We start from the raw sequence: 20207 nt of genomic DNA on the forward strand, positions 1-20207 counted from the left end.
CTTCTATTTTATTGTTCGACATCATAACCTTGATCTTCAACAGCATCTCGTAAAGCTTGTACATGAACATCTGATTTATGTGTCACGTCGACTTCTCCACTCGTTAAATGAACTTCAACTTGTGTAACACCTTCTATACCTTCAAGCGCGCCTTTAACAGCGGCTTCACAATGTTCACATGTCATACCTTGTACTTTTAATGTTGTTTTCATGAGACAAATCTCCTTTCAAAAATAGATTACTTTATATCTTGACTCGTTTCAAGCGAAGCGAGTTCGTTACAACACTAACAGAACTAAAAGCCATCGCCGCTCCTGCAATCCACGGGGCTAATAATCCAAAAGCAGCAACCGGAATCCCAGCACTATTGTAAGCTAAAGCCCAAAACAGATTTTGTTTAATATTTCGTATTGTTGCGTGGCTTAAACGAATCGCCTTCGGAATAAGTAATAATTCGCCACCTAAAATGGTTATGTCCGCTGCTTCAATGGCTACTTCTGTTCCCGTTCCAATCGCAATTCCAATATCAGCTGTTGCTAGTGCAGGGGCATCATTAATACCGTCCCCTACCATAGCGACGACTTTTCCTTGTTGTTGTATCTCTTTTACTTTTTCAGCCTTTTCCTCTGGAAGAACTTCTGCGATGACACGGTCAATTCCTGCTTGCTTAGCAATCGCTTCAGCTGTCCGTTTATTATCACCTGTTAGCATTAACACATCAATGCCATCAGACTTTAATTGTTCGATAGCTTCGCGTGCGGTTTCTTTTAATGTATCTGCTACAGCAATCATCCCTTGATACTCGCGATTAATAGCGATAAGCATCGTCGTTTTTCCTTCCGACTCGAAGGCTTGAATATCTGCTTCGAGATGAGATACATCAATACCTATCTTTGTCATCAGTCTTCTCGTTCCAACATGCACATGATGATTGGAAACCTTCGCCTCTATACCGTGACCAGGAATGGCAGAAAAATCATCCACTTCAAGTAAGTCGATTGACTGTTCTGTTGCATAGGCGACAATCGCTTCAGCAAGTGGGTGTTCTGAACTTCTTTCGGCACTAGCTACTAATTGTAGAATATCTTTATCTCCTGTATAATCTGTCACTTCTGGTTTTCCTTTTGTTATTGTTCCCGTCTTATCTAAAATCATCGTGTTAATTTTATGGGTGCGCTCTAAATGTTCCCCACCTTTAAAAAGAATCCCATTTTCCGCACCTTTTCCCGTTCCTACCATAATGGATGTCGGAGTTGCTAAACCGAGTGCACACGGGCAAGCAATTACAAGAACAGCTATCGCGCTAACAAGAGCCGGTTCGACATCACCTGGTGTCACAAGCGTGATCCAAACAGTGAAAGTTATAATCGCAATGACTACGACAATCGGAACGAAATAACTAGATATGACGTCCGCCATACGTTGAATCGGTGCTTTAGACCCTTGCGCATCCTCGACTGCTCTAATAATTGAAGCAAGTGCTGTATCCTTTCCTACTTTAGTTGCTTTCATCTCAATAGCGCCACTCTTATTAAGTGTGGCACCAATAACAGTCGATTCGATGTCTTTTTCTACTGGAATCGACTCACCAGTTAGCATTGATTCATCAACAGAAGTTCGACCTTTTACAACAATACCATCGACTGGTATTTTCTCGCCTGGCTTAACTAATAATAAGTCTCCTTCTTTCACTTCATCAATATGAACCATCACTTCTTGTCCATCTTTTATAACACGTGCCTCTTTCGCTTGCAGATGAAGTAACTTTGAGAGAGCATCTGTCGTCTTTGCCTTGGCATTCTTTTCTAAATACTTTCCTAATAAAATAAGTGTTATTAAGATGGCACTCGTTTCAAAATATAAGTGTGGCGTATATGTCGGGTTACCGATTGTTTTGATCGCTTCATATAGACTGTAAAAGTATGCAGCACTCGTCCCAAGCGCAACTAACACATCCATATTGGCACTACCGCTTCGTAAACTACGATAAGCACCTTGGTAAAATTGAAACCCTATTATAAATTGAATTGGTGTCGCTAAGACAAACTGGAACCATGGATGAAGTAATAAATTAGGAATCGTCATCCCGAATAAATGATCTAACATTGTTAATAAAAGAGGCAGTGATAAGATAGCTGAAGCGGTTAGTTTTATTTTCATTCTTGTTATCTCTTTTTCTTGATGGGACTTTTTGTCACTTTCGGCTTTTCTTTCACTTGCTTCATAACCTAAACGATGAATCGTATCAATGACTGACTCTCTTTCGATTATACCTGGATAATATTCAACGACGGCCGTCTCATTTGCTAAGTTGACTGATGCTTTTTGCACACCTTGTTGTTTGTTCAATACTTTCTCAATCCGTGATGAACATGCCGCACAAGTCATACCATAGACATCGAATTCAGCTTTTTCTACTTGTACACCATAGCCTAAATGTTCGATTTTAGCTGTAATTTCATCAACAGAAACATTATCTGGGTCATAATGAATACTTGCCTTTTCTGTCGTTAAATTAACTTCCGCTTCAACACCTGTCATTTTATTTAACACTTTCTCAATGCGACTCGAACATGCCGCACAAGTCATACCAGTTACACCGACCGTGAGTTTTTTATCTTTATCCATTTATGCTCACCTCTTTCATTTAGAGAAGTGTTTCATCACATCGATTAACTCTTCAATCGCTGCATTTCCTTCTCCTGATTGAACGGCATGTGTAACACAATGTTTCATATGTCTTTCTCCAACGGCCAATCCTACCTTATTAAGCGCTGCATTAATCGCATTAATTTGTACCAAAATATCAATACAATAGCGATCGTCTTCAACCATTTTCTGTATACCACGAACTTGACCTTCTATCCGCTTCAAACGATTCACAATCGATTTTTTCTCTTCATCAGTTCGTGGTGTAACAGGATGATCGCGAAGATATTTCCCCATCTTATCACCCCTCTAGGCTATTACATTTTATATATACTATACCCCCCTATTGTATTAGATGTCAAATAAAAAAGCTAGCACTTGTTATGTGCTAGCTTACAACCTTTTTATTTAGATGCCTTGAATGGCTCTTCTTGTGTCACACCTAATTGATAAAGCTCTATGTCAGATGCTCTATCGATTGAGTAATTAACGACTCTCTTGTTAACTGGTACTAATTCTGCACGATAAAGCGTCGGGAATACTGGAATTTCTTCTACCATAAATTCTTGCCACTCTTTATATGCTTCTTGACGGTATTTTTCATCAAATGCTTCTTCTGATAAACCTTTCGCTAACAGTTCATCGTTTTTATCACTTTGATAACGTGGGAAGTTAAAGATAGCTTCTGGACCGTATAAACCTGATGGGTCAACGTCACTACCTACACCCCATGCCCCTTGATAGACATCTACCTCTGGGTCATCGTCACCTTTTTCACCAACACGCTCATAGAACGCGTTAAACTCTTGGAGACGACCATCTAGTAACTGAACATTTAAGCCAACTTCTTTCCAAGCTTGCATATAGTATTCAGCTAAAGGTTCGGCAGTATCGCCACCTTCCATAGAAGCAAAGTTAATCACGAGCTTCTCACCATCTGGTGTCATACGGAAGCCGTCTTCATCTCTTTCAGTATAGCCTGCTTCATCTAAGATTTCATTTGCTTTATCTGGATCATATGTCGGTGCTTCAATTGTTTCATCATGGTATGTCGGATGTGACGGTGGAATTAATGTTGTCGCATTCCAACGTAAGCCGTGATAGAACTTCTTACCTACCGCATCGTTATCAACTGCATACCACATTGCTCTTCTTAAATTCACATCTGCCATCTTAGCATTTGGATCTGGTTTAACACGTTTGTTCTTTTTATCCCAAGTTCCGAGTTTAAAGCCCATATATGTGTATGCCATTTCGACGTTCCCTAAGAATTCTACATTATCCATATCGGCATTATCTGGATATTGGTCTGTTGGGAATGAGCTGACCATATCAACTGTACCATTCTCCAATTCATTCACAACTACTTGTGGCCCAATAACTTTAATCGTTACTTTATCTAACTTTGGCTCGCCTCTCCAATAATCTTCAAATTTACTTAAAGTTACAGACTCGCCCGGGACAATATTATCAACTTTAAATGGTCCCATCCCAATTGGATTTTTACGCACGGCATCTGATGATGACATATCTTTTACAGGAATATCTTTAAAAATATGCTTCGGAAGTGCATAAGTCCAAATACCACCTGATAAAAGTGATGGTGTCGCTTCTTTATACGTAATTTTTAACTGTTTATCATTTAAAACTTCAATACCTGAAATGCTGTCTGCCTCGCCATCATGGTATTCTTCAATACCTTCAATATTTCTTAATGTTGCATCAAAGCGAACACCGTCATAATCTGGATGTGCAATGACTTCATGAGCGAATGCCCAGTCTTCTGCTTTTACTGGCTCACCGTCATGCCACTTAACTTCATCACGAATTGTAAATGTGAATGTCTTTTTATCATCACTTACTTCGAATGTAGCTGCTCCATCTTGAGTATAGTTAAAGGTCTCATCCATTGATAATAATGATTCATCAAACCATTGCAAAATGTCTTTATCATATGCATCTGAATAGAAGTTATAGTTTAAAGTCCCTTTAAATGGTGAACTCGTTACGAGACCAAATACTAACTCCCCACCATCCATAGCCTCTCCTTCGACAGTTTTTTCAAAGTCGTCTATGGAGTATAAGCCTTCTTCCTTTTCATCCTTGTCTTTCCCATCATCAGTTTGTTCTGATTTCTTCCCGTCTGTCTCTTTTGATGCTGTGTCATCACCTTTGCTACAAGCAACAAGTGACAACATTAATACAAGCATTGCCGCTAGTATTAATCGAAAAAGTGTAGACTTTTTCATTTTTTAAATACCCTCCCTTTATATTTAAAAATAGAAATCCAAATCAATTGGATTATATATTAAACATTAATATTCTAAGAATACTAATGTTAATACCGAAATAAATTTTATTAGATTAAAGTTTACCTATTGTTTTACCTCTTCGGTCGATTCTGACTATTCATTATACAGAAAGTACGTCATCATCTGTTTAGGCTATTTTATTTTCTTTTATACTAAGATACCTAATTTTTAGAAAAAATCAAGTCTTTTGTTACTAAATATTTCAAAGTATTAAAATTATCCTCTTCTCTGTCTTGCATCTGTTGCTCTTTTAAAAGCTTCCCCAACATTACGAACACTTAACATTAATATTAAAATGAGAATTGCTGCTGGTAACCAAATCCACCATCTGTACTCTAATGTTTGCGGATTCGTCGCATAGCTTAAAAGCGTTCCTAAACTCGGTGTACTTTCTGGAAAGCCAAAACCTAGAAACGAAAGACCTGATTCAATCCCTATATTACCAGCCAAACTTAACGTCATATTCACAATTATAATCGAGCTTAAATTTGGTAACACATGGGTCAACATTATTTTAAGATTAGATGTTCCTAATGTCTTGGCTGCATTAACATAGTCTAATTCTCTCTCTTGTAAGGCTTTTGAACGGACTAGTCGAGCCGTTCCCATCCATAAAAACGCCGTCATAATAAGCGAAAATGAAATAATACTATACTTCGGCACAATAGCTACGAAAATGATGACAATCATCAAGAAAGGTAGTATTAAAAAGAAATCAAGAATACGCATAAAAATATTATCTATCGTACCACCAAAATACCCGGCAATTAAGCCGAATAATATACCGATAAACCCAGACATCAGTGTCACCAAAACACCGATAGCTAATGAATTCCGTGTTCCAATAATCAACTGACCAAATACATCTCGTCCACCGTAATCCGTCCCGAGCCAGTTCTCTGAGGACGGTGGAGCATGTGTATTAAACAGATCTACTTTAGTTACTTCATCGTAATCTAATATAGCAGAGCCAATAATAACTCCTATAGAAATAACGATCAGTAATATTAAAGAAGATAGAGCAAGTTTATCTCGAATAATTTCACGCCATAATACTTTTAATCCTGAAGGACTTTCATGTGATTCTTCTATTTGTTCAGACATAATAACTACATCTTTACTCATTTCTTCACCTCGAGTCTCATTAAATATACCTACTTAATACGTATTCGTGGATCAACAATACTTAGAATAATGTCTGATAATAACGTTCCGATAATTGTAGCAATACCATACAACAATACGAGAGATGTTGCTACACTGTAATCTCTAGCGACGATTGATTCCATAAACAACTGACCCATTCCTGGATAACTAAAAATCATTTCAATAAAAATGGTTCCACCTATTAATCCAACAATTTCATAGCCAAAAAAAGCAGCAATCGGTAACAATGAGTTTCGTAATATATGTCGATTATAAACTCTTGATTCAGGAGCACCTTTTGCTCTAGCTGTTAAAATAAAGTCTTGTTGCTTGACATCGATGATTTCATTTCGTAAATATTGAACCGTACTAACAGTTCCGATAAGTGCTAATGATATCGCTGGTAACAATAAATGGTTAATCTTACTAAGTACGTACTCCATTGTTCCTGGTTCGAGTCCTGGAGTGACACTTCCACCTGTTGGAAACCAACCAAAATAAAAACCGAAAATCCATAACATAACAAGTCCGAAAATAAAAGTAGGTGTTGCAAATCCTATGTACGTATACCCTGTAATCAATTGATCAGCCCATGTGTTGTTATAACGACCGCTAATAATTCCGAGTGGCACGGCTATGAGATAAACTAAGATAAGCGTCGCTAATCCAAGCCAAAACGTATTTACAATTCGTTGTCCAATTAATTCCGTAACAGGCATTTTATAGAAAAAGGACATACCTAAATCGCCCTGAAATAAATCCTTTACCCAATTAACATATTGGATATGCCATGGATCATTAAGTCCAAGTTGTTCACGCTTTTCCTCAATAGTATCAGGATCAATGTTCGGATCGATTAATCCGGAAAGGGCATCCCCTGGCATCATTTTAGCTAATATGAAAATTAAAACACTTAATAAAATAATTTGAGGAATCATAATTAATATACGTCGTACTGTAAATTTCCACATACCACTCAACCTTTCTCAGGCAAAGCTACAAAATGCGTCTCAGATATTGGTTGCAAATTATAAGCTAGCCCATCTTCATCAAAGTAATTAGCGTAAGATTGTTTGTATTCATGATCAACCTCTTTACGAAATTGTAATGATTCTTCTCGTTTACTCGGATCGATATTAGGTATAGCTGCTACGAGACGTTTCGTATAAATATGTTGAGGGTTATTAAATATGTCCTCTGTTAGGCCTTCTTCTACAAAGCGCCCCCTATACATTATTCCAATTTGATTACACATATGCCTAATAACACCTAAATCATGACTGATAAACAGAAATGTTAAATCAAGCTCTTTCTGAATTTCCTGCATGAAATTAAGAACTTGGGCTTGTACAGAAACATCAAGTGCCGAAACAGGCTCATCTGCTATAATGAGCTTCGGTTTTAAAGCAATTGCACGAGCAATACCAATTCTTTGCCGTTGTCCCCCTGAGAACTGATGTGGATATTTCACAATACTCTCAGGACTTAATCCGACTAACTCTAATAATTCTTCAACACGTTTCTTTTCCTCTGAACGTGACATTTTTTCAAAGTTTCGTAACGGTTCAGCAACAATATCAAGTACCCGCTTCTTCGGGTTTAAAGATGAATAAGGATCTTGGAAAATCATTTGAACATCTCGGTGAAAACTTGCTCGACTTCTCCTTAAGTTAGTTACTTCTTTTCCTTCAAAGTAAACTTTCCCTGACGTAATTTTATTTAATCCAATAATTGCTCTTCCTGTCGTTGTCTTTCCAGACCCTGATTCTCCTACAAGCCCATAGGTCGTTCCCTTTTCAATTTCTAAAGAAACACCGTCAACCGCTTTTACGTAGTCAACTGTCCGGCCAAAAATACCACCTTTGATTGGAAAATGAACCTTTAAATTCTCAACTTTAAGAATTGGCATGTGCTTGGCCCTCCTTCATTTCATTTGGAAAATGAAACTGTTTATAACATGTACAGCGCACAAAATGTCCTGGTGCAACCTCGTGCAACTCAGGGGTTGTTTCATGTGCTGATTCATCAATCCACGGAATTCGATCTTTAAAACGGCATCCTTCTCGTGGTAAGTTCTGCAAGGCTGGAACAATACCTTGAATAACATGAAGTTTCTCTTGACCTTTTTCCGCATTCGGTATGGAATTCAGTAAAGACCTCGTATAGGGATGGAGCGGATTCTCAAACAATCGATGTACATCGACAATTTCGACAATTTGTCCTGCATACATCACAGCTACCCGATCAGCCATTTCTGCCACAACACCTAAGTCATGTGTGATTAACACGATACCGGCATTCATTGATTCTTTTAATTCTCTGATTAAATCTAAAATTTGTGATTGAATGGTAGCATCTAATGCTGTTGTTGGTTCATCAGCAATTAAGACTTCTGGATCATTAGCAATCGCAATGGCAATAACAACACGTTGCCGCATCCCACCAGATAATTCATGTGGGTATTGCATATAAACATGCTCTGGTCGTGGAATACCTACTTTTTCTATCAATTCTATGACTTTCGCTTTTCTTTCTTCATTCGATAACTTACGATTATGTAAAAATAATGCCTCACTAATTTGTGCACCTACTGTCATAAGTGGATTTAATGCCGTTAATGGATCTTGGAAAATCATGCCTAAGTTTTTTCCGCGAAGCTTACTCCAAGTGCTCTCATCCACATCTACTAAATTATAATTACGATATAAAATTTCACCTTCTATTTTCGCACGATTATGCAGTCCCATAATCGAAAAAGCGAGAGCACTTTTTCCACAGCCCGACTCTCCCACAATAGCTAACACTTCATTTTTATTTAAGGACAATGAAACATCATCCACAGCAGCATAGTAATCGTCGCCGATGCGAAACGATGTCTTTAAATGATTAATCTCAATTAATTTGTCTGCCAATGTAATCCCCCCATCTCCTCTGTTGCCATAAATTCATTGTGTTACCCGTTTTTCAAGTTCGTTGTCTTTACAAATGAAAGATAATTCCCTCTTCGAAATATACAGTAATTTGATAAGTTTGTTTGATTATTATTATTCAAAAAACTGATTGTTTAGATTATATAATATAGAGTCTCTAATTTCAAGCTAATTTGAAAATTTATGTTGTAGAGATTTTACGCGTTATTTGGATAACATTGAATAATGACCATCTTATAAACCCACCATCAAAGATAACAGATATTGTAAGCGTTTTCAATATCTGTTTTGAAAAATGGTCTAAAACAATGAGATTGAGACATTTGCAGGAATTGTATATACACCGATTCAGACATATTCACAGGTGGCGAGTGAGCCTTCCCACGCTATCACGAGCGGAGGTCTCACCGATACCTTTCCACAAGCTGTGTGTCTGTGGTAGTGGTGTAGGCAACAGGGGATGGTCATACCTAGTGACCAAAAGTTTGCATATACTTGCTCTAAACGTTTTAAATAGATTTAATGTGCTTATTAGTTGATAAATGATTAATAAAATGATCCTAATTTCCTTCAAATGCAATTCTACCTCTATAATAAAAGACTAACTTTTTTGATTGTATAATATTATTCATAGCATGCCAAGATAATTTGAAAATGAACTGTTGTGAAGAGGATATATTAAAAAATCATTCCTTATCTAAATCACTCGCTAAGGAAAAACGGAAAATTGAAAAGGTAAGATATAGTCATCAACCGAAAAAGGTAAAAACATAAGGAAAGAGCATCAACATCCCAATTTTTCCGATTAGATGTTGATGCTTCATTTTTATTCCGTAATTATATAACTATCAAAGTTCTAATCTAGCTCCCAACTAAACCAACTACCATGGCCATCCGTTTCTCCAATTGTTTTATGATATTCCATTCCTTTAAGTATATAATCGAGATGAAGCTTCGTATCCCACATATTATTATAAAGATGAAAAACGTCTCTTTTTTTTCCAATATGTTTAATTTTTTCGATCAGTTTTAGTTTCTGATCATTTGGAATTTGATTAGCGACATGGGTATGAAATATACATATCGCGGTGTCTTTCGGCATTTCCATAGCAGTCGCTTCTAACAATGCTATACCATCACCCTCTATCAGTTTGACGGGATTTTCTATAAATGTCTTTGCTGCCTGTTCAAATAATTGACGTCTTTCCTGGTGCTCCGGCCAAATAAGCGCTTTTAGCCATAAATAATCTTCCGGATGATCCAAGCGACTCACATGCAGATCGAGCCCAACTTTCGTTTTAACCGGTGGACTTTTTTCTAATAAATGCGGCATATTTTCCCCTTTAATCGTTGATGTAATATGTACATCTGACGATTGATTTCCATACACTTGAGGATTCCCATATGAATAACTGTACTGATCCCATAGAAGTTGAAGACCTGCACTCGTCCCAATTTCTATTAAGGATAATGGCCTTTTTACAATGTTATAGATGTAACAAAAACTTGGATAAAGATAACCAGAACGCCTCACCTCATTCGTCTGAACCAGTTTAGTGGATAAAATCGAAATCATTTCATCTCGATAAGTTCGACAAAAGTCCTTGAAAGGAAGAAAAGATTCTTCTGTTGCTTTAGGCTCCTGTACAATACTCACATAATATTCCTTTAATGAATGGTTACTCCCTTTTAGCAATAAATAATGGACAGCACCGAATAGTAAATTAGGGATTGGTTGCCCTTTTCTCGCATGCATACATAATTCAAGGATGTCATCATCTTTTGCTATTTTTCTAGACAAAAAATCATACAACGGGCTTGACCCTTTATATTCATTTGCGGCAAATTTTTTAAACCACTTAGATATAGAAGCTTTACTCACTATAAACACCCCTTATTTTAAAAAATAAAACGAATCACTGCCATACTCACAACACCTAATGCCACTGTTAAAAATAAACTTTTTGTCCAAACGGCTATCAAAACGGTTGGAATAAAAGCAAATACATACGGAAGATTCAATGTAACTGCCATACTATCCCCTTGTTCAAACAGATTTGTAAATACAAGCGCGCTTAATATACATACTGGCACAAACGTTAACCATTTTAAGACCACTTTAGGTAATTGAATGTTTTTTACAAAAATAAACGGAATAATGCGCGGTAGCCATGTCACAAGGCCACTGCCAATAATAATCCAAAACAAATAGGAATTAATTGTCATTTATCCATCCACACTCCTAACGTCGCGACAAATAGAGTTGCAATGAGAACGGTTATATGCGTTGAAAAAAAATTTAATAGAATATAGACCGTTATGAACATGATCATGATGAGTTTTAAGTACATATTTAACTTTGATTTATTTGTTTCAGATAACTGTAAAACGAGTAAGGCGATAAACATCGCGACCAGCGCAAAGTCTAACCCCCATTTCTCCACATCGGTAATCCAATGTCCAAAATAACCGCCCGCTACACAAGCGATGATCCATGACACATATGCTGTAATATTAAGACCATCGAGCCATCTCCCATAGATTTTTTTACTTTTCATCGCTTCAGTTACAGCAACACCAAACGTTTCATCCGTCAACATTGTACCGAATCCAATGTTTCTCCACGTTGAATATCTTGTAACATAAGGAGCGATCGTTAAGCTCATTAGAAAATGACGCAAATTGACAACAAACACCGTAAAAACAATGGATAATGCAGGTGTATTTGTTACTAATAAAGCGCATAATATAAACTGCGCTGCACCTGCATAAATAAAGATGGCAACGAGCGCTACTTCTAGTAAACTAAGTCCTGTTACTGTGCCAACGACACCAAAAGCAAAACCAATACTTAAATAGCCAAGTAAAGTCGGAATACAGTCTTTTGCTCCTTGGATAAAAGAATTTTTACTTTGAGTGTGAACCGCTTCTTGTTGCAATATAAAACACCTTCTCTTTCATAAACAAAAAACCTCTTCTTTAAGTGTAAGAAGAGGTAAACAAATCCATTCCCTATTGTTTGCTCTTCTTATCTTCTACGAATTAACGTATCTGGAGTTGGCACATCGCTTAAAAGCTGTTGCCGAGGTTTCTCAGGGCCAGTCCCTCCACCTCTCTTGATAAGAATAGATCATAATTTTCATTATATTTTATCCCAAAAATTAAATTTAGTCAAATTATTCTACACATATTTATTTTTATAACCCTACTTTACATATAAACAAACAACTTAACAAAAAGCGTTCCATAAGAACATAGGACAGCCTTGCGCTCATAGTCCTTCAAGAACGCGACGCGTAATCATATGTTAAAGAACCACTCTATTCACTCGTTAAGCTAAAGAATGGATGTTTTATTTCTTAATAGAACCGGCGCGATAAGTATTCCAAATATGAGAATGAATATTATTCTCAGACACTACAATCAGCGTCACCTTCCTTTCAAACAAAGGAAAAAAGCAAGACATCACCCATGAACACCTTATGGCACTTATGACTAATTAAACTAAAAAACATTTGTTCTGATTTTTTATACTGTTCACCAGGACATCTTTTTATACATCTGACTATGCCTTTATAACGAAATTTTCCGTTACGGTTGCTTGGACAGTTTGATGCTTATTAAAATATTTACTAATAAGCGTTACCATATCCGCGTGAATGTCTTTTACAACGGGTTTGTTTTTATACATATCGAAATCTCCACCACCACTTGCTCGGTAGTTATTTAGGACGACATCGTAGTGACTTTCCATACGGAGTGGCTTTCCTTGATAATAAATTGTCTCTACTCTCGAGCCAAATGGCTTTGACACATCAATCGTATAATCAATTCCTTCCCACATATCGTAATTATAATGCTGGGGTTTCGGTGAAAGAAAACTTGGATTAACGGTTATGTTTCCATCGTCATCAAGAATAAAATAGGTTGCACTTTGTTCGATTGCTTCCTTGATATCCCTTCCAGTTAAAGAGAGAACGACTAATGTATTCGGATAAATATAATTAGAGACGACATCACGCATCGTAACGATTTCTGGAAACCCTTGTGAATCTTGATTTAATAATGAGGTAACAGAAATATCAGCACCTGTGGCTTCCATCTGAATCTTTTGAATCAATTCGATAAAAGGATGTTTCTTTATTTTAAGTAAAAAAGGGTCTTCTATCGTCATATCTCCCTCAATCTGACCAATCGGTTGATTAAGCCAGCTCTGAGTGGATGTTTCGATACTTTGTAGTTTATTTATGATGACAGGATCTGCTTCTATTCCTTCTAATGTTTTCACATCAGCTTGCATATTTGATATAAACCAATGGTTATCTTTCTGAATGAATTCAACATCAATTTCTCCATACATGTTCCCATGACTTCCTGGTTGAATAACAAGACAATCGCGAAGCGTCCCCGTTAACACCCGATGCTGGTGGCCTGTTAATAAAATATCGATTCCTTCTATTTCACGAGCCATTTTATAAGCTTGATTTTCACCTGTTAATTTATCTAAAGGTTCACCTGTTTCAAGGTCACGCTCAATCCCACCATGATAACTAGCGATTAATAAATGTGGCTGTTCCTTTTCATGAATATCTTGTACCCACTGTTTTAAAGTTTGATAAGCATCGGCAAATTGCAATCCTTTAATATGCTCTGGGGATTCCCAATGTGGGATAAAATGTGTTGTCACGCCGATAATGGCCACTTTTATACCGTTTGAAAATGTTTTTAATATGTACGGCTTTCCGAAATAAGGTTCACCTGTTCTTTCATCTAAAATATTTGCAGAAAGCCATGGATAGCGAGAGGCTTTAACTGCCGAACATAACATATCTAGACCAAAATTAAATTCATGATTGCCAATAATCGATGCATCAAGGCCAATCTCATTCATCGCTGTAACCATCGGATTTTCTTTATCAGAGTGGTCCTTTACATAATGGGTCATAAACGGTGTCCCCTGAATTAAATCACCATTATCAATGACAACGAGATGATCATTCTCCTGTCGTTTTCTATGAACAACTGTCGCATATTTTGCTAAACCAGTATCTGCTTCTTCGTTTGTTCCATAAATAATCGGCATCGCTTGACCGTGAACATCACTTGTATAAAGAATTTTAATACTTGCTTTGTTAGTCATCATCGGACTTCCTTTCTTCTTTAGGCTGATTGAATCGTTCACTTTTTTCATTATACACGGTTTTATTAAATGAATGTTATAGTAATTGATTTATTCTGACTCCACTTTTAATATATTATTACATATGTTAAAGTGAACTAAATATTGGGAATTTATAACGAAAACAAATAGATTGGTGAATGAGATGGATAAAAATAGAGGTTTGTATTGGATTCTCTTTATCACTATATTATTTATTATTTCTTATGTTTATCGTTTTTTTATTTATGAATTTATTTATAAGCGAATAACACCAACTTGGGTTGCTATCACTGACTTTATGGCTGTAGTCATCTACTTCATCGCTATTATTCCACTAACGGCTTTTTTATCAGAGAAATTAGCTACATACGCTCGAAGGAAGGAGCTCAAGAATAGCAAAAACTTTAAACTTTTTATGATTGTTATGATGGCTATCCCCATTACATTATTTTCCGCCAAAATAATGAATGAATATAAAGAAAAAAACTTAGATGATGTCATCAACTATCAATCAACAGCATTTAATGATTTTGAATTTAAGTTTATTGGTGATCACTATGATGAATGGAAAACGAATGAACAAGAAACAGTGGAAGAACTCATAGAATTTTTAAGTCAATATCGCGTTAAAAAAATGAAAGATGACGAATGGGATAGCGATGTTTCACAAGAAAAAGGGTTTTACATGACTATTTTCTTGGATGGAAAACCGAACATGATTTCAATCTATGAAGATCGCGTTCTACTGTATCGTTCTGGTGGCTATAAAGTTGTCAATGGACCTATCGATATCGATTGGGTTGAAAAGTATCATGAGAAATATCAGTAGTTTCTTAGTGATATTTCTCATTGGTATGCTTATTTAACATGTTTATTTTATGGCAATACCATGGCAAATTCCTGATTTTAGTACTGATCAATATGAAGAAGGTTTATATGATATCTATAAGCGTATTCAATCAAATGGATTTTTTGATGTGAAACAGCATCGCTTTATTATTAAGGCTTATAAAGATTTAATGAGGTCTTCCTAGCAAGAAGACCTCTTTCTTTACTCTTATTTGTATTAATCGTTGTTTTAAATATATATTTTATTCAGCTATTGGAGATAATCTCTAGAAGACACACTTCTCTTTTTTGTTTGGTATATAATGTTAATTTCAAATGATATTCCCAACTTCTTGTTCTTATTTTTTATATAATGATTTATTTATATTTCAAGTTCGCCCAACTAAAAAATTTAGTGAAGAAACTAGGTTAATGGCATACTTTATTAATTCATCTTTTTAAAGTAACGAGAATTTTGTAAAAAAATAGTGGATGGCAAACTACACATCTTTTGTGTAATATTACCAATCTAACCGAAAGCGATAATAGATTACGCACTTCTAGGTTAGGATAATTAACATTCTAGGAACTATAAATGTTTCAATTAACGCACCCCATATAGGAGTGCGACTCCGTTAGGTTCCTGTCATACCTAACGCTTGCTGATTTCAATCCACGCACCCCATATAGGAGTGCGACCGCAATATTTTGTATAGTTGGGTATTTAAAGTCATTTCACCTAATAAAAGTCGATTTAATAATCTGTTAAATCTTTTAGTTGTAACCTTAGAATTTGACTTTTCAAGATTAGATTGCTCTTCTACACTAATAAATATCTCTCTTAATGTGTTACCTTCAATGCTTTTGATTTTATCAATCAAATATTCTAACTCTTTTAATGTAATTCCTTTTTTTCGATCATCCTGAGTCAATAAAAAGTCAACGGTAAATCTATTATCTTCCGAAGCATAAATAGGATGGCATAATCTTGCCAAAGTCTGTTGAACGGCCCCTAGCTTGCTAATTTCTTGATTTAAAAGTTCCTCATTTAACCGTCGAAATCCTTGTCCACTTCTATATAATCTGCTCTTATTAAAAACTTTATAAATATTTGTTATTCCTATACGATACCCCCTCTTTCCAGTAAGCAAATATAACACTAGACTATGTCCCGTTTTTTTCGATCCCCACTACCCCATGGCTGTAAATTTCCTTCTTTATCGAAATTAAAACTGGAGAAGCGCTTTTTACAGTATATGGATATCACGGAATAAGCAAATAAATACATCCCCATGAAAAACAATGCGAAAAATAGGATAACAAAAATCATGTTCTCTATATCACCTGATAAAAAGCCTTCCAATAAAAATTCTAGAATAAAAACAAAACCTGTTGCAGCTATTATAAATTCCGGTAGTTTTGAAAATGTAGAACGTTCTCTCTTTAATACTTTTTCATAATTATGTTTTTTACTTTCCCTCCTAAAGTCACCATTGGCCAACGAACGTTGTAATCGAACGATTATGGCTATTAAAAAGGAAATTCCTAGTAGTAACATACCGATTGCTAAAATAAAAAATGCCTTCTCGGAAAGAGAAACCGTACGGACTAACATAAATAATGCAGCAAAATAAGGAAATATACTGATAAAGTTTAATAGCATCAGACTTACTACGATTAGCTGACCAGTTTGATAGTTACGATAAACAGCCGGTATAGAAAAAATAATTGAACATATGATTAAGATAAAAGTTAATATGTATTGTATAGATAAAAGAATTGCTTTGTTGTATTCAGGATGCATCGTTGGGTCAGCAGCTGCAAAAATGCCAAATCCGGACAGCAACTGACCAATTATTCCTAAAATGAGCACATTCCGTAAATTATCTGGCGTTTGTCTTCCAGATTCAAATGATGTTCGAAAAAGTGCAAAGTCACTTTCTTCCAGTTTGTCTAGTCTTTTTAACAACACTACTATTCCTCCTTAGAAAAACCAGCCTTTTATTTTACGAAATCCTTTTTTCACCCATCCTGAAGCAGATGTTTTCGTTTTTCCAAATTCGATATGCAGAAGCTTACCTAGCCCCCAACCAAATATAACCGTAGCAGTTACCGCTTCCGCACCGACTGCTGCAACACCTGTTAGTGCAGCCGCACCCGTAGTAACAATTCCACCAGCTACAGCCATAGTTGCCTGCTCTAATGCAATATCAATTGCTGTATCTTCTGCTGCATATATATGTGCATCTTTACCCATTAACACTTGTGCTTGCGCTTCATTTAAATTACTATAATAACCTAATCCTCCACCTATTGAGTCGCTCAAGTATAAAACAACTTCTTTAGATCCTACTTTTTAGGATAGGAGTGCCATTATCTCACTTATAAATTAATAGATTATCAGATTCCATTTACTTCAGTCTCCTCACTCGAAAACGGATTTAAATTCCCATCATGATCAAAGTTAAAGCTGTCAAAACGAGTTTTACAATATAAAATAACTAATTGTTCGGGTAAGACAAATAACATCGTGTAAAAAAGTAGAGGACCCAATAAAATAATCATCATTATATGACCATCAAAACTTATCATATTTTTAAAAATATACTGAAGTAATAAGGAGATTCCTGTTCCAGCAATGATAGCAATAGGTAATAAAGATTTGGCTTCAAATCTTGTTCTTAATTGTGCTTTCTTGGAACCTAGACGGTATTCTCCTTTACTTAACAATATGGAAAAACGAATCCTTGTTACAATTAAAAGTAAAAATCCAAGCAACAACATAATAATCGTCAATTTTACCAAAGAGCCTTCATTAATAATAAATATTCTATCTGAACCTATTAAAAACAAAGAACTAATAACAAAAAACAAACCAAAGTTTTGAGATACCAGTATAGATATAAGATACTGCGTTTTCTGCTTTTTTTTATAAAGGAACGGAATAGAATATAAGATTGAAAATAAAATTAATATCGCTGTTCCTACAAGATGTAAATAAAACAAGATATCTTTAAAAGGAAATTTCGTATGATCCGCTGCAACTACATATGTTAAAAAAAATAAAAGGGTCTGTAAAAACACCGATAATATAAGAATTCTCCCGATAGATTTTGGGCTTTGTCTTCCTGATTCCAGAGGTCCTCGTAATACAGCAAAATCTTTTTCATCCAATTTGTTTAATTGACGATAAATCATTTTTAAATATTCCCCTTTAGCTAAACTAACTTTTAAATTTACGAAAACCACCTTTTACCCTATCCATTACTGATTTTTATATTCAACAACACAAACATTCCAGCGACTACATCCACTGCGGTTCCAACACTGGGTATCAGAATCAATGATACTTTCAAAAGTATAAAAATCATAAATGGAAATAGCCCTAGCGATAAACTAGAGGCTCCTTTTAAAGCTTAATCAACGATGTAATTTAAATCTGTCAACAGGAAGTCTGCATAATAATGTAACAAAAATGATTAATAAAAAAATGGATAGAAGTAATAGAGGTAACCAATTGTTGACGATAAATATCAGCACCACAATAATAAAACCTACTAAAATACAACTAGTCGTAATAACTTCTATTTTTAATACTTTTTTTCCTTTTTCAATATATCTCTCTACCATATATTCTGATAGAAAAACTTCCTTTTTTTCTTCATAGGCAATTTTATAGAAATACATCCCTAGAACAACGCTTAAAGTTCCAATAACAAATAGTAAGATGACACTTAACTTATTTATTGGATAATAAATATCCTTTAAATTTCTTAGTAATGCTAAAACAAGCACGAAAGCAATCCAGTATAATACCTCGCTTGTTTTTTTATGATACGCTTTATACACTTTTTTAGACTTTTGATCTAAAAACAACGTATAAGCTTGAGTATCTTTACTTTTCTCCGTATAAAATGGAATTAAATTTTTCAACTGCTTCTGCCCCTTATACTTGAAAGTTTTGGTTTCCCTGCCTAGCTAAAAATTGAACCTAGATTACCATAGTGAAGGCGTTCCCAATATGTCACTTGTGAATGTTCTTCAAACTCTTCTGATACACGGATCGTTATCATAATGATTACACTCTCTTTACTCTTTATCAAATTCCAGTTTATTTCTAAATAAAATTTGGTATCTTATAAACGAAATATTACAAATAATACAACCTAAAATAAGAAAAGAGAAAAATGATGCTATTAGCCAGATGAAAGAAAGATAAATGAGAAATAATACTGTAAAAATAATCGAGATAGCAAATAAAAGAGCCGCCATTAACAACTCATTTCTATAATGCTTTTTCCCATCCTGCATATAATCCTTAATCGATTCTGTAGAAATATCCAAAGGTCGTAACTCTCCAATTGTTCCTTTATAAAAGGAAATACCAATTCCCATTCCGATTACTATTGTAACGAGTGTAAAGGCAAACAGAGTAACTGGATGTTCATAGGTTATTGGAATTACTTTAACAGCCCTCAACAAGGCTAAAATAAGCACAAAAGCAATCCAATAGAAAATCTGATTAATGGATTTATGATTTGCTCTAAATACTTCTTTGGTTTCTGGATCGATAAATAAAGTAAATGCATTCTTTCCTTTAGTCATTTCTGAATAAAATGGAACAGGTTTTTTCATTTTCATATCCCACTTAGCTTTAAGTTATCCGAATTTCAAAAGTTTCTGGTGATTTTTCATTTGGCATAAATCGTTGTTTAAAAATATCTTGTTCTCCTAACCGTATGCTGATTAGTCTCGCAAGCGCTTGACCTCTTACATATTTAGGCACTTGTATGGAGATTTTTTGAGCGGTTTTCTCAAAAAATACTACCCCAACCTTGAATTTTTAAACAGGTTCGAGCCACCCCTTGCTGAGGCAGCAGGAGGTCGTTTTTTGGTTTTACCTTTTTCGAAAAAAGTAAAGGTCTTAATGGTTTTGGTTTTAGGCGGCTAGCCAGGCGGATTTCTTTGACCAGGTACACAAGTGGCTGGCGAATAAATACGGCGCTGACCGCATCATCACGGCCAAGGCCGCGAAATTACAATACCAAAAGGAACAGCGACAGCAACGCCACAGCCAAGGCAGAGGGTTGTAACTGCTAGAATAGAATCAACAGTTTCTGCTTGATAGAATTGAACACTTTTCTATTAAAATAGCCTCCTAATCAGTTAAACTAATAAAAT

19 protein-coding genes, 1 pseudogene and 1 riboswitch are annotated in these 20207 nt (G+C 35.5%); of the genes and pseudogenes, 2 read left to right on the forward strand and 18 right to left on the reverse strand.

The annotated features are described in order from the left end of the window. Positions 1–8: 8 nt before the first annotated feature. From HNQ35_RS12850 to HNQ35_RS12905, 12 genes are all read right to left on the reverse strand, one after another. Positions 9–212, reverse strand: coding sequence for a cation transporter (locus HNQ35_RS12850; protein ID WP_146938764.1), 204 nt, complete (start codon positions 210–212; stop codon positions 9–11). A gap of 31 nt (positions 213–243) precedes the next feature. Then, positions 244–2628 (reverse strand): heavy metal translocating P-type ATPase, encoded by a 2385-nt coding sequence (locus tag HNQ35_RS12855; protein ID WP_146938763.1) that lies wholly within the window; start codon positions 2626–2628, stop codon positions 244–246. A 15-nt stretch (positions 2629–2643) separates the two neighbouring features. Next, the gene (locus HNQ35_RS12860; RefSeq protein ID WP_146938762.1) at positions 2644–2946 is read right to left on the reverse strand and encodes a metal-sensitive transcriptional regulator; all 303 of its coding nucleotides are present in this window, start codon (positions 2944–2946) and stop codon (positions 2644–2646) included. Between the two features lie 107 nt (positions 2947–3053). Next, positions 3054–4898 (reverse strand): oligopeptide ABC transporter substrate-binding protein, encoded by a 1845-nt coding sequence (gene opp4A / locus HNQ35_RS12865; RefSeq protein ID WP_183330181.1) that lies wholly within the window; start codon positions 4896–4898, stop codon positions 3054–3056. 279 nt (positions 4899–5177) lie between these two features. Further along, complete coding sequence (locus HNQ35_RS12870; protein ID WP_146938800.1) at positions 5178–6086, reverse strand: ABC transporter permease; 909 nt, start codon at positions 6084–6086, stop codon at positions 5178–5180. A gap of 29 nt (positions 6087–6115) precedes the next feature. Then, positions 6116–7078 carry an oligopeptide ABC transporter permease gene (gene opp4B / locus HNQ35_RS12875; RefSeq protein WP_146938801.1) on the reverse strand — a complete coding sequence of 321 codons (963 nt, stop codon included), beginning with the start codon at positions 7076–7078 and terminating at the stop codon, positions 6116–6118. 5 nt (positions 7079–7083) lie between these two features. Further along, on the reverse strand, positions 7084–8016 hold the full coding sequence (locus HNQ35_RS12880; RefSeq protein ID WP_146938802.1) for an ABC transporter ATP-binding protein: 933 nt from the start codon (positions 8014–8016) through the stop codon (positions 7084–7086). Then, positions 8003–9019: an ABC transporter ATP-binding protein gene (locus HNQ35_RS12885; protein WP_146938803.1), complete on the reverse strand. Its 1017-nt coding sequence runs from the start codon at positions 9017–9019 to the stop codon at positions 8003–8005. Before HNQ35_RS12885 ends, HNQ35_RS12880 begins: the two co-directional genes overlap by 14 nt. Positions 9020–9893: 874 nt before the next feature. Next, positions 9894–10922 (reverse strand): DUF2332 domain-containing protein, encoded by a 1029-nt coding sequence (locus HNQ35_RS12890; protein WP_146938814.1) that lies wholly within the window; start codon positions 10920–10922, stop codon positions 9894–9896. A gap of 14 nt (positions 10923–10936) precedes the next feature. Continuing rightward, positions 10937–11263, reverse strand: a complete 327-nt coding sequence (locus tag HNQ35_RS12895; RefSeq protein WP_146938804.1) for a branched-chain amino acid transport AzlD family protein — start codon at positions 11261–11263, stop codon at positions 10937–10939. After that, complete coding sequence (locus tag HNQ35_RS12900) at positions 11260–11976, reverse strand: AzlC family ABC transporter permease (RefSeq protein WP_146938805.1); 717 nt, start codon at positions 11974–11976, stop codon at positions 11260–11262. Before HNQ35_RS12900 ends, HNQ35_RS12895 begins: the two co-directional genes overlap by 4 nt. A gap of 86 nt (positions 11977–12062) precedes the next feature. Then, positions 12063–12163, reverse strand: a riboswitch (SAM riboswitch). Between the two features lie 439 nt (positions 12164–12602). Further along, on the reverse strand, positions 12603–14180 hold the full coding sequence (locus tag HNQ35_RS12905) for a bifunctional metallophosphatase/5'-nucleotidase (RefSeq protein WP_146938806.1): 1578 nt from the start codon (positions 14178–14180) through the stop codon (positions 12603–12605). Between the two features lie 181 nt (positions 14181–14361). Between HNQ35_RS12905 and HNQ35_RS12910 the strand changes: the two genes are divergently transcribed. Both HNQ35_RS12910 and HNQ35_RS14330 read left to right on the forward strand, forming a co-directional pair. Further along, positions 14362–15027, forward strand: coding sequence for a hypothetical protein (locus HNQ35_RS12910; protein ID WP_146938807.1), 666 nt, complete (start codon positions 14362–14364; stop codon positions 15025–15027). A 43-nt stretch (positions 15028–15070) separates the two neighbouring features. Continuing rightward, positions 15071–15232 (forward strand): annotated as a pseudogene (locus HNQ35_RS14330) (SAM-dependent methyltransferase); the annotation flags it as partial. Between the two features lie 462 nt (positions 15233–15694). Here the strand turns inward: HNQ35_RS14330 and HNQ35_RS12915 are convergent. The 6 genes from HNQ35_RS12915 to HNQ35_RS12940 all read right to left on the reverse strand — a co-directional run bounded on the left by HNQ35_RS12915 (position 15695) and on the right by HNQ35_RS12940 (position 19661). Next, positions 15695–16186: a hypothetical protein gene (locus HNQ35_RS12915; protein ID WP_146938808.1), complete on the reverse strand. Its 492-nt coding sequence runs from the start codon at positions 16184–16186 to the stop codon at positions 15695–15697. Then, positions 16186–16998: a hypothetical protein gene (locus HNQ35_RS12920; protein ID WP_146938809.1), complete on the reverse strand. Its 813-nt coding sequence runs from the start codon at positions 16996–16998 to the stop codon at positions 16186–16188. The genes HNQ35_RS12915 and HNQ35_RS12920 overlap by 1 nt, the downstream gene beginning before the upstream one ends. Positions 16999–17010: 12 nt before the next feature. Next, positions 17011–17352, reverse strand: a complete 342-nt coding sequence (locus HNQ35_RS12925) for a hypothetical protein (RefSeq protein WP_146938810.1) — start codon at positions 17350–17352, stop codon at positions 17011–17013. A 74-nt stretch (positions 17353–17426) separates the two neighbouring features. Then, a complete protein-coding gene (locus HNQ35_RS12930; RefSeq protein WP_146938811.1) occupies positions 17427–18224 on the reverse strand; it encodes a hypothetical protein in 798 nt (265 codons plus the stop codon). Positions 18225–18446: 222 nt separating this feature from the next. Continuing rightward, on the reverse strand, positions 18447–18959 hold the full coding sequence (locus HNQ35_RS12935) for a hypothetical protein (RefSeq protein WP_146938812.1): 513 nt from the start codon (positions 18957–18959) through the stop codon (positions 18447–18449). A 156-nt stretch (positions 18960–19115) separates the two neighbouring features. Then, a complete protein-coding gene (locus tag HNQ35_RS12940) occupies positions 19116–19661 on the reverse strand; it encodes a hypothetical protein (RefSeq protein WP_146938813.1) in 546 nt (181 codons plus the stop codon). Positions 19662–20207: the final 546 nt, after the last annotated feature.

The sequence above is a fragment of the Cerasibacillus quisquiliarum genome (assembly GCF_014202495.1).
GTDB lineage: Bacteria > Bacillota > Bacilli > Bacillales > Amphibacillaceae > Cerasibacillus > Cerasibacillus quisquiliarum.

Coding starts and splice junctions, on each gene's coding strand:
- HNQ35_RS12850 (WP_146938764.1), bottom strand. CDS start 212: ATGAAAACAACATTAAAAGTACAAGGTATGACATGTGAACATTGTGAA.
- HNQ35_RS12855 (WP_146938763.1), bottom strand. CDS start 2,628: ATGGATAAAGATAAAAAACTCACGGTCGGTGTAACTGGTATGACTTGT.
- HNQ35_RS12860 (WP_146938762.1), bottom strand. CDS start 2,946: ATGGGGAAATATCTTCGCGATCATCCTGTTACACCACGAACTGATGAA.
- opp4A (WP_183330181.1), bottom strand. CDS start 4,898: ATGAAAAAGTCTACACTTTTTCGATTAATACTAGCGGCAATGCTTGTA.
- HNQ35_RS12870 (WP_146938800.1), bottom strand. CDS start 6,086: ATGAGTAAAGATGTAGTTATTATGTCTGAACAAATAGAAGAATCACAT.
- opp4B (WP_146938801.1), bottom strand. CDS start 7,078: ATGTGGAAATTTACAGTACGACGTATATTAATTATGATTCCTCAAATT.
- HNQ35_RS12880 (WP_146938802.1), bottom strand. CDS start 8,016: ATGCCAATTCTTAAAGTTGAGAATTTAAAGGTTCATTTTCCAATCAAA.
- HNQ35_RS12895 (WP_146938804.1), bottom strand. CDS start 11,263: ATGACAATTAATTCCTATTTGTTTTGGATTATTATTGGCAGTGGCCTT.
- HNQ35_RS12905 (WP_146938806.1), bottom strand. CDS start 14,180: ATGATGACTAACAAAGCAAGTATTAAAATTCTTTATACAAGTGATGTT.
- HNQ35_RS12910 (WP_146938807.1), top strand. CDS start 14,362: ATGGATAAAAATAGAGGTTTGTATTGGATTCTCTTTATCACTATATTA.
- HNQ35_RS12930 (WP_146938811.1), bottom strand. CDS start 18,224: ATGATTTATCGTCAATTAAACAAATTGGATGAAAAAGATTTTGCTGTA.
- HNQ35_RS12940 (WP_146938813.1), bottom strand. CDS start 19,661: ATGAAAAAACCTGTTCCATTTTATTCAGAAATGACTAAAGGAAAGAAT.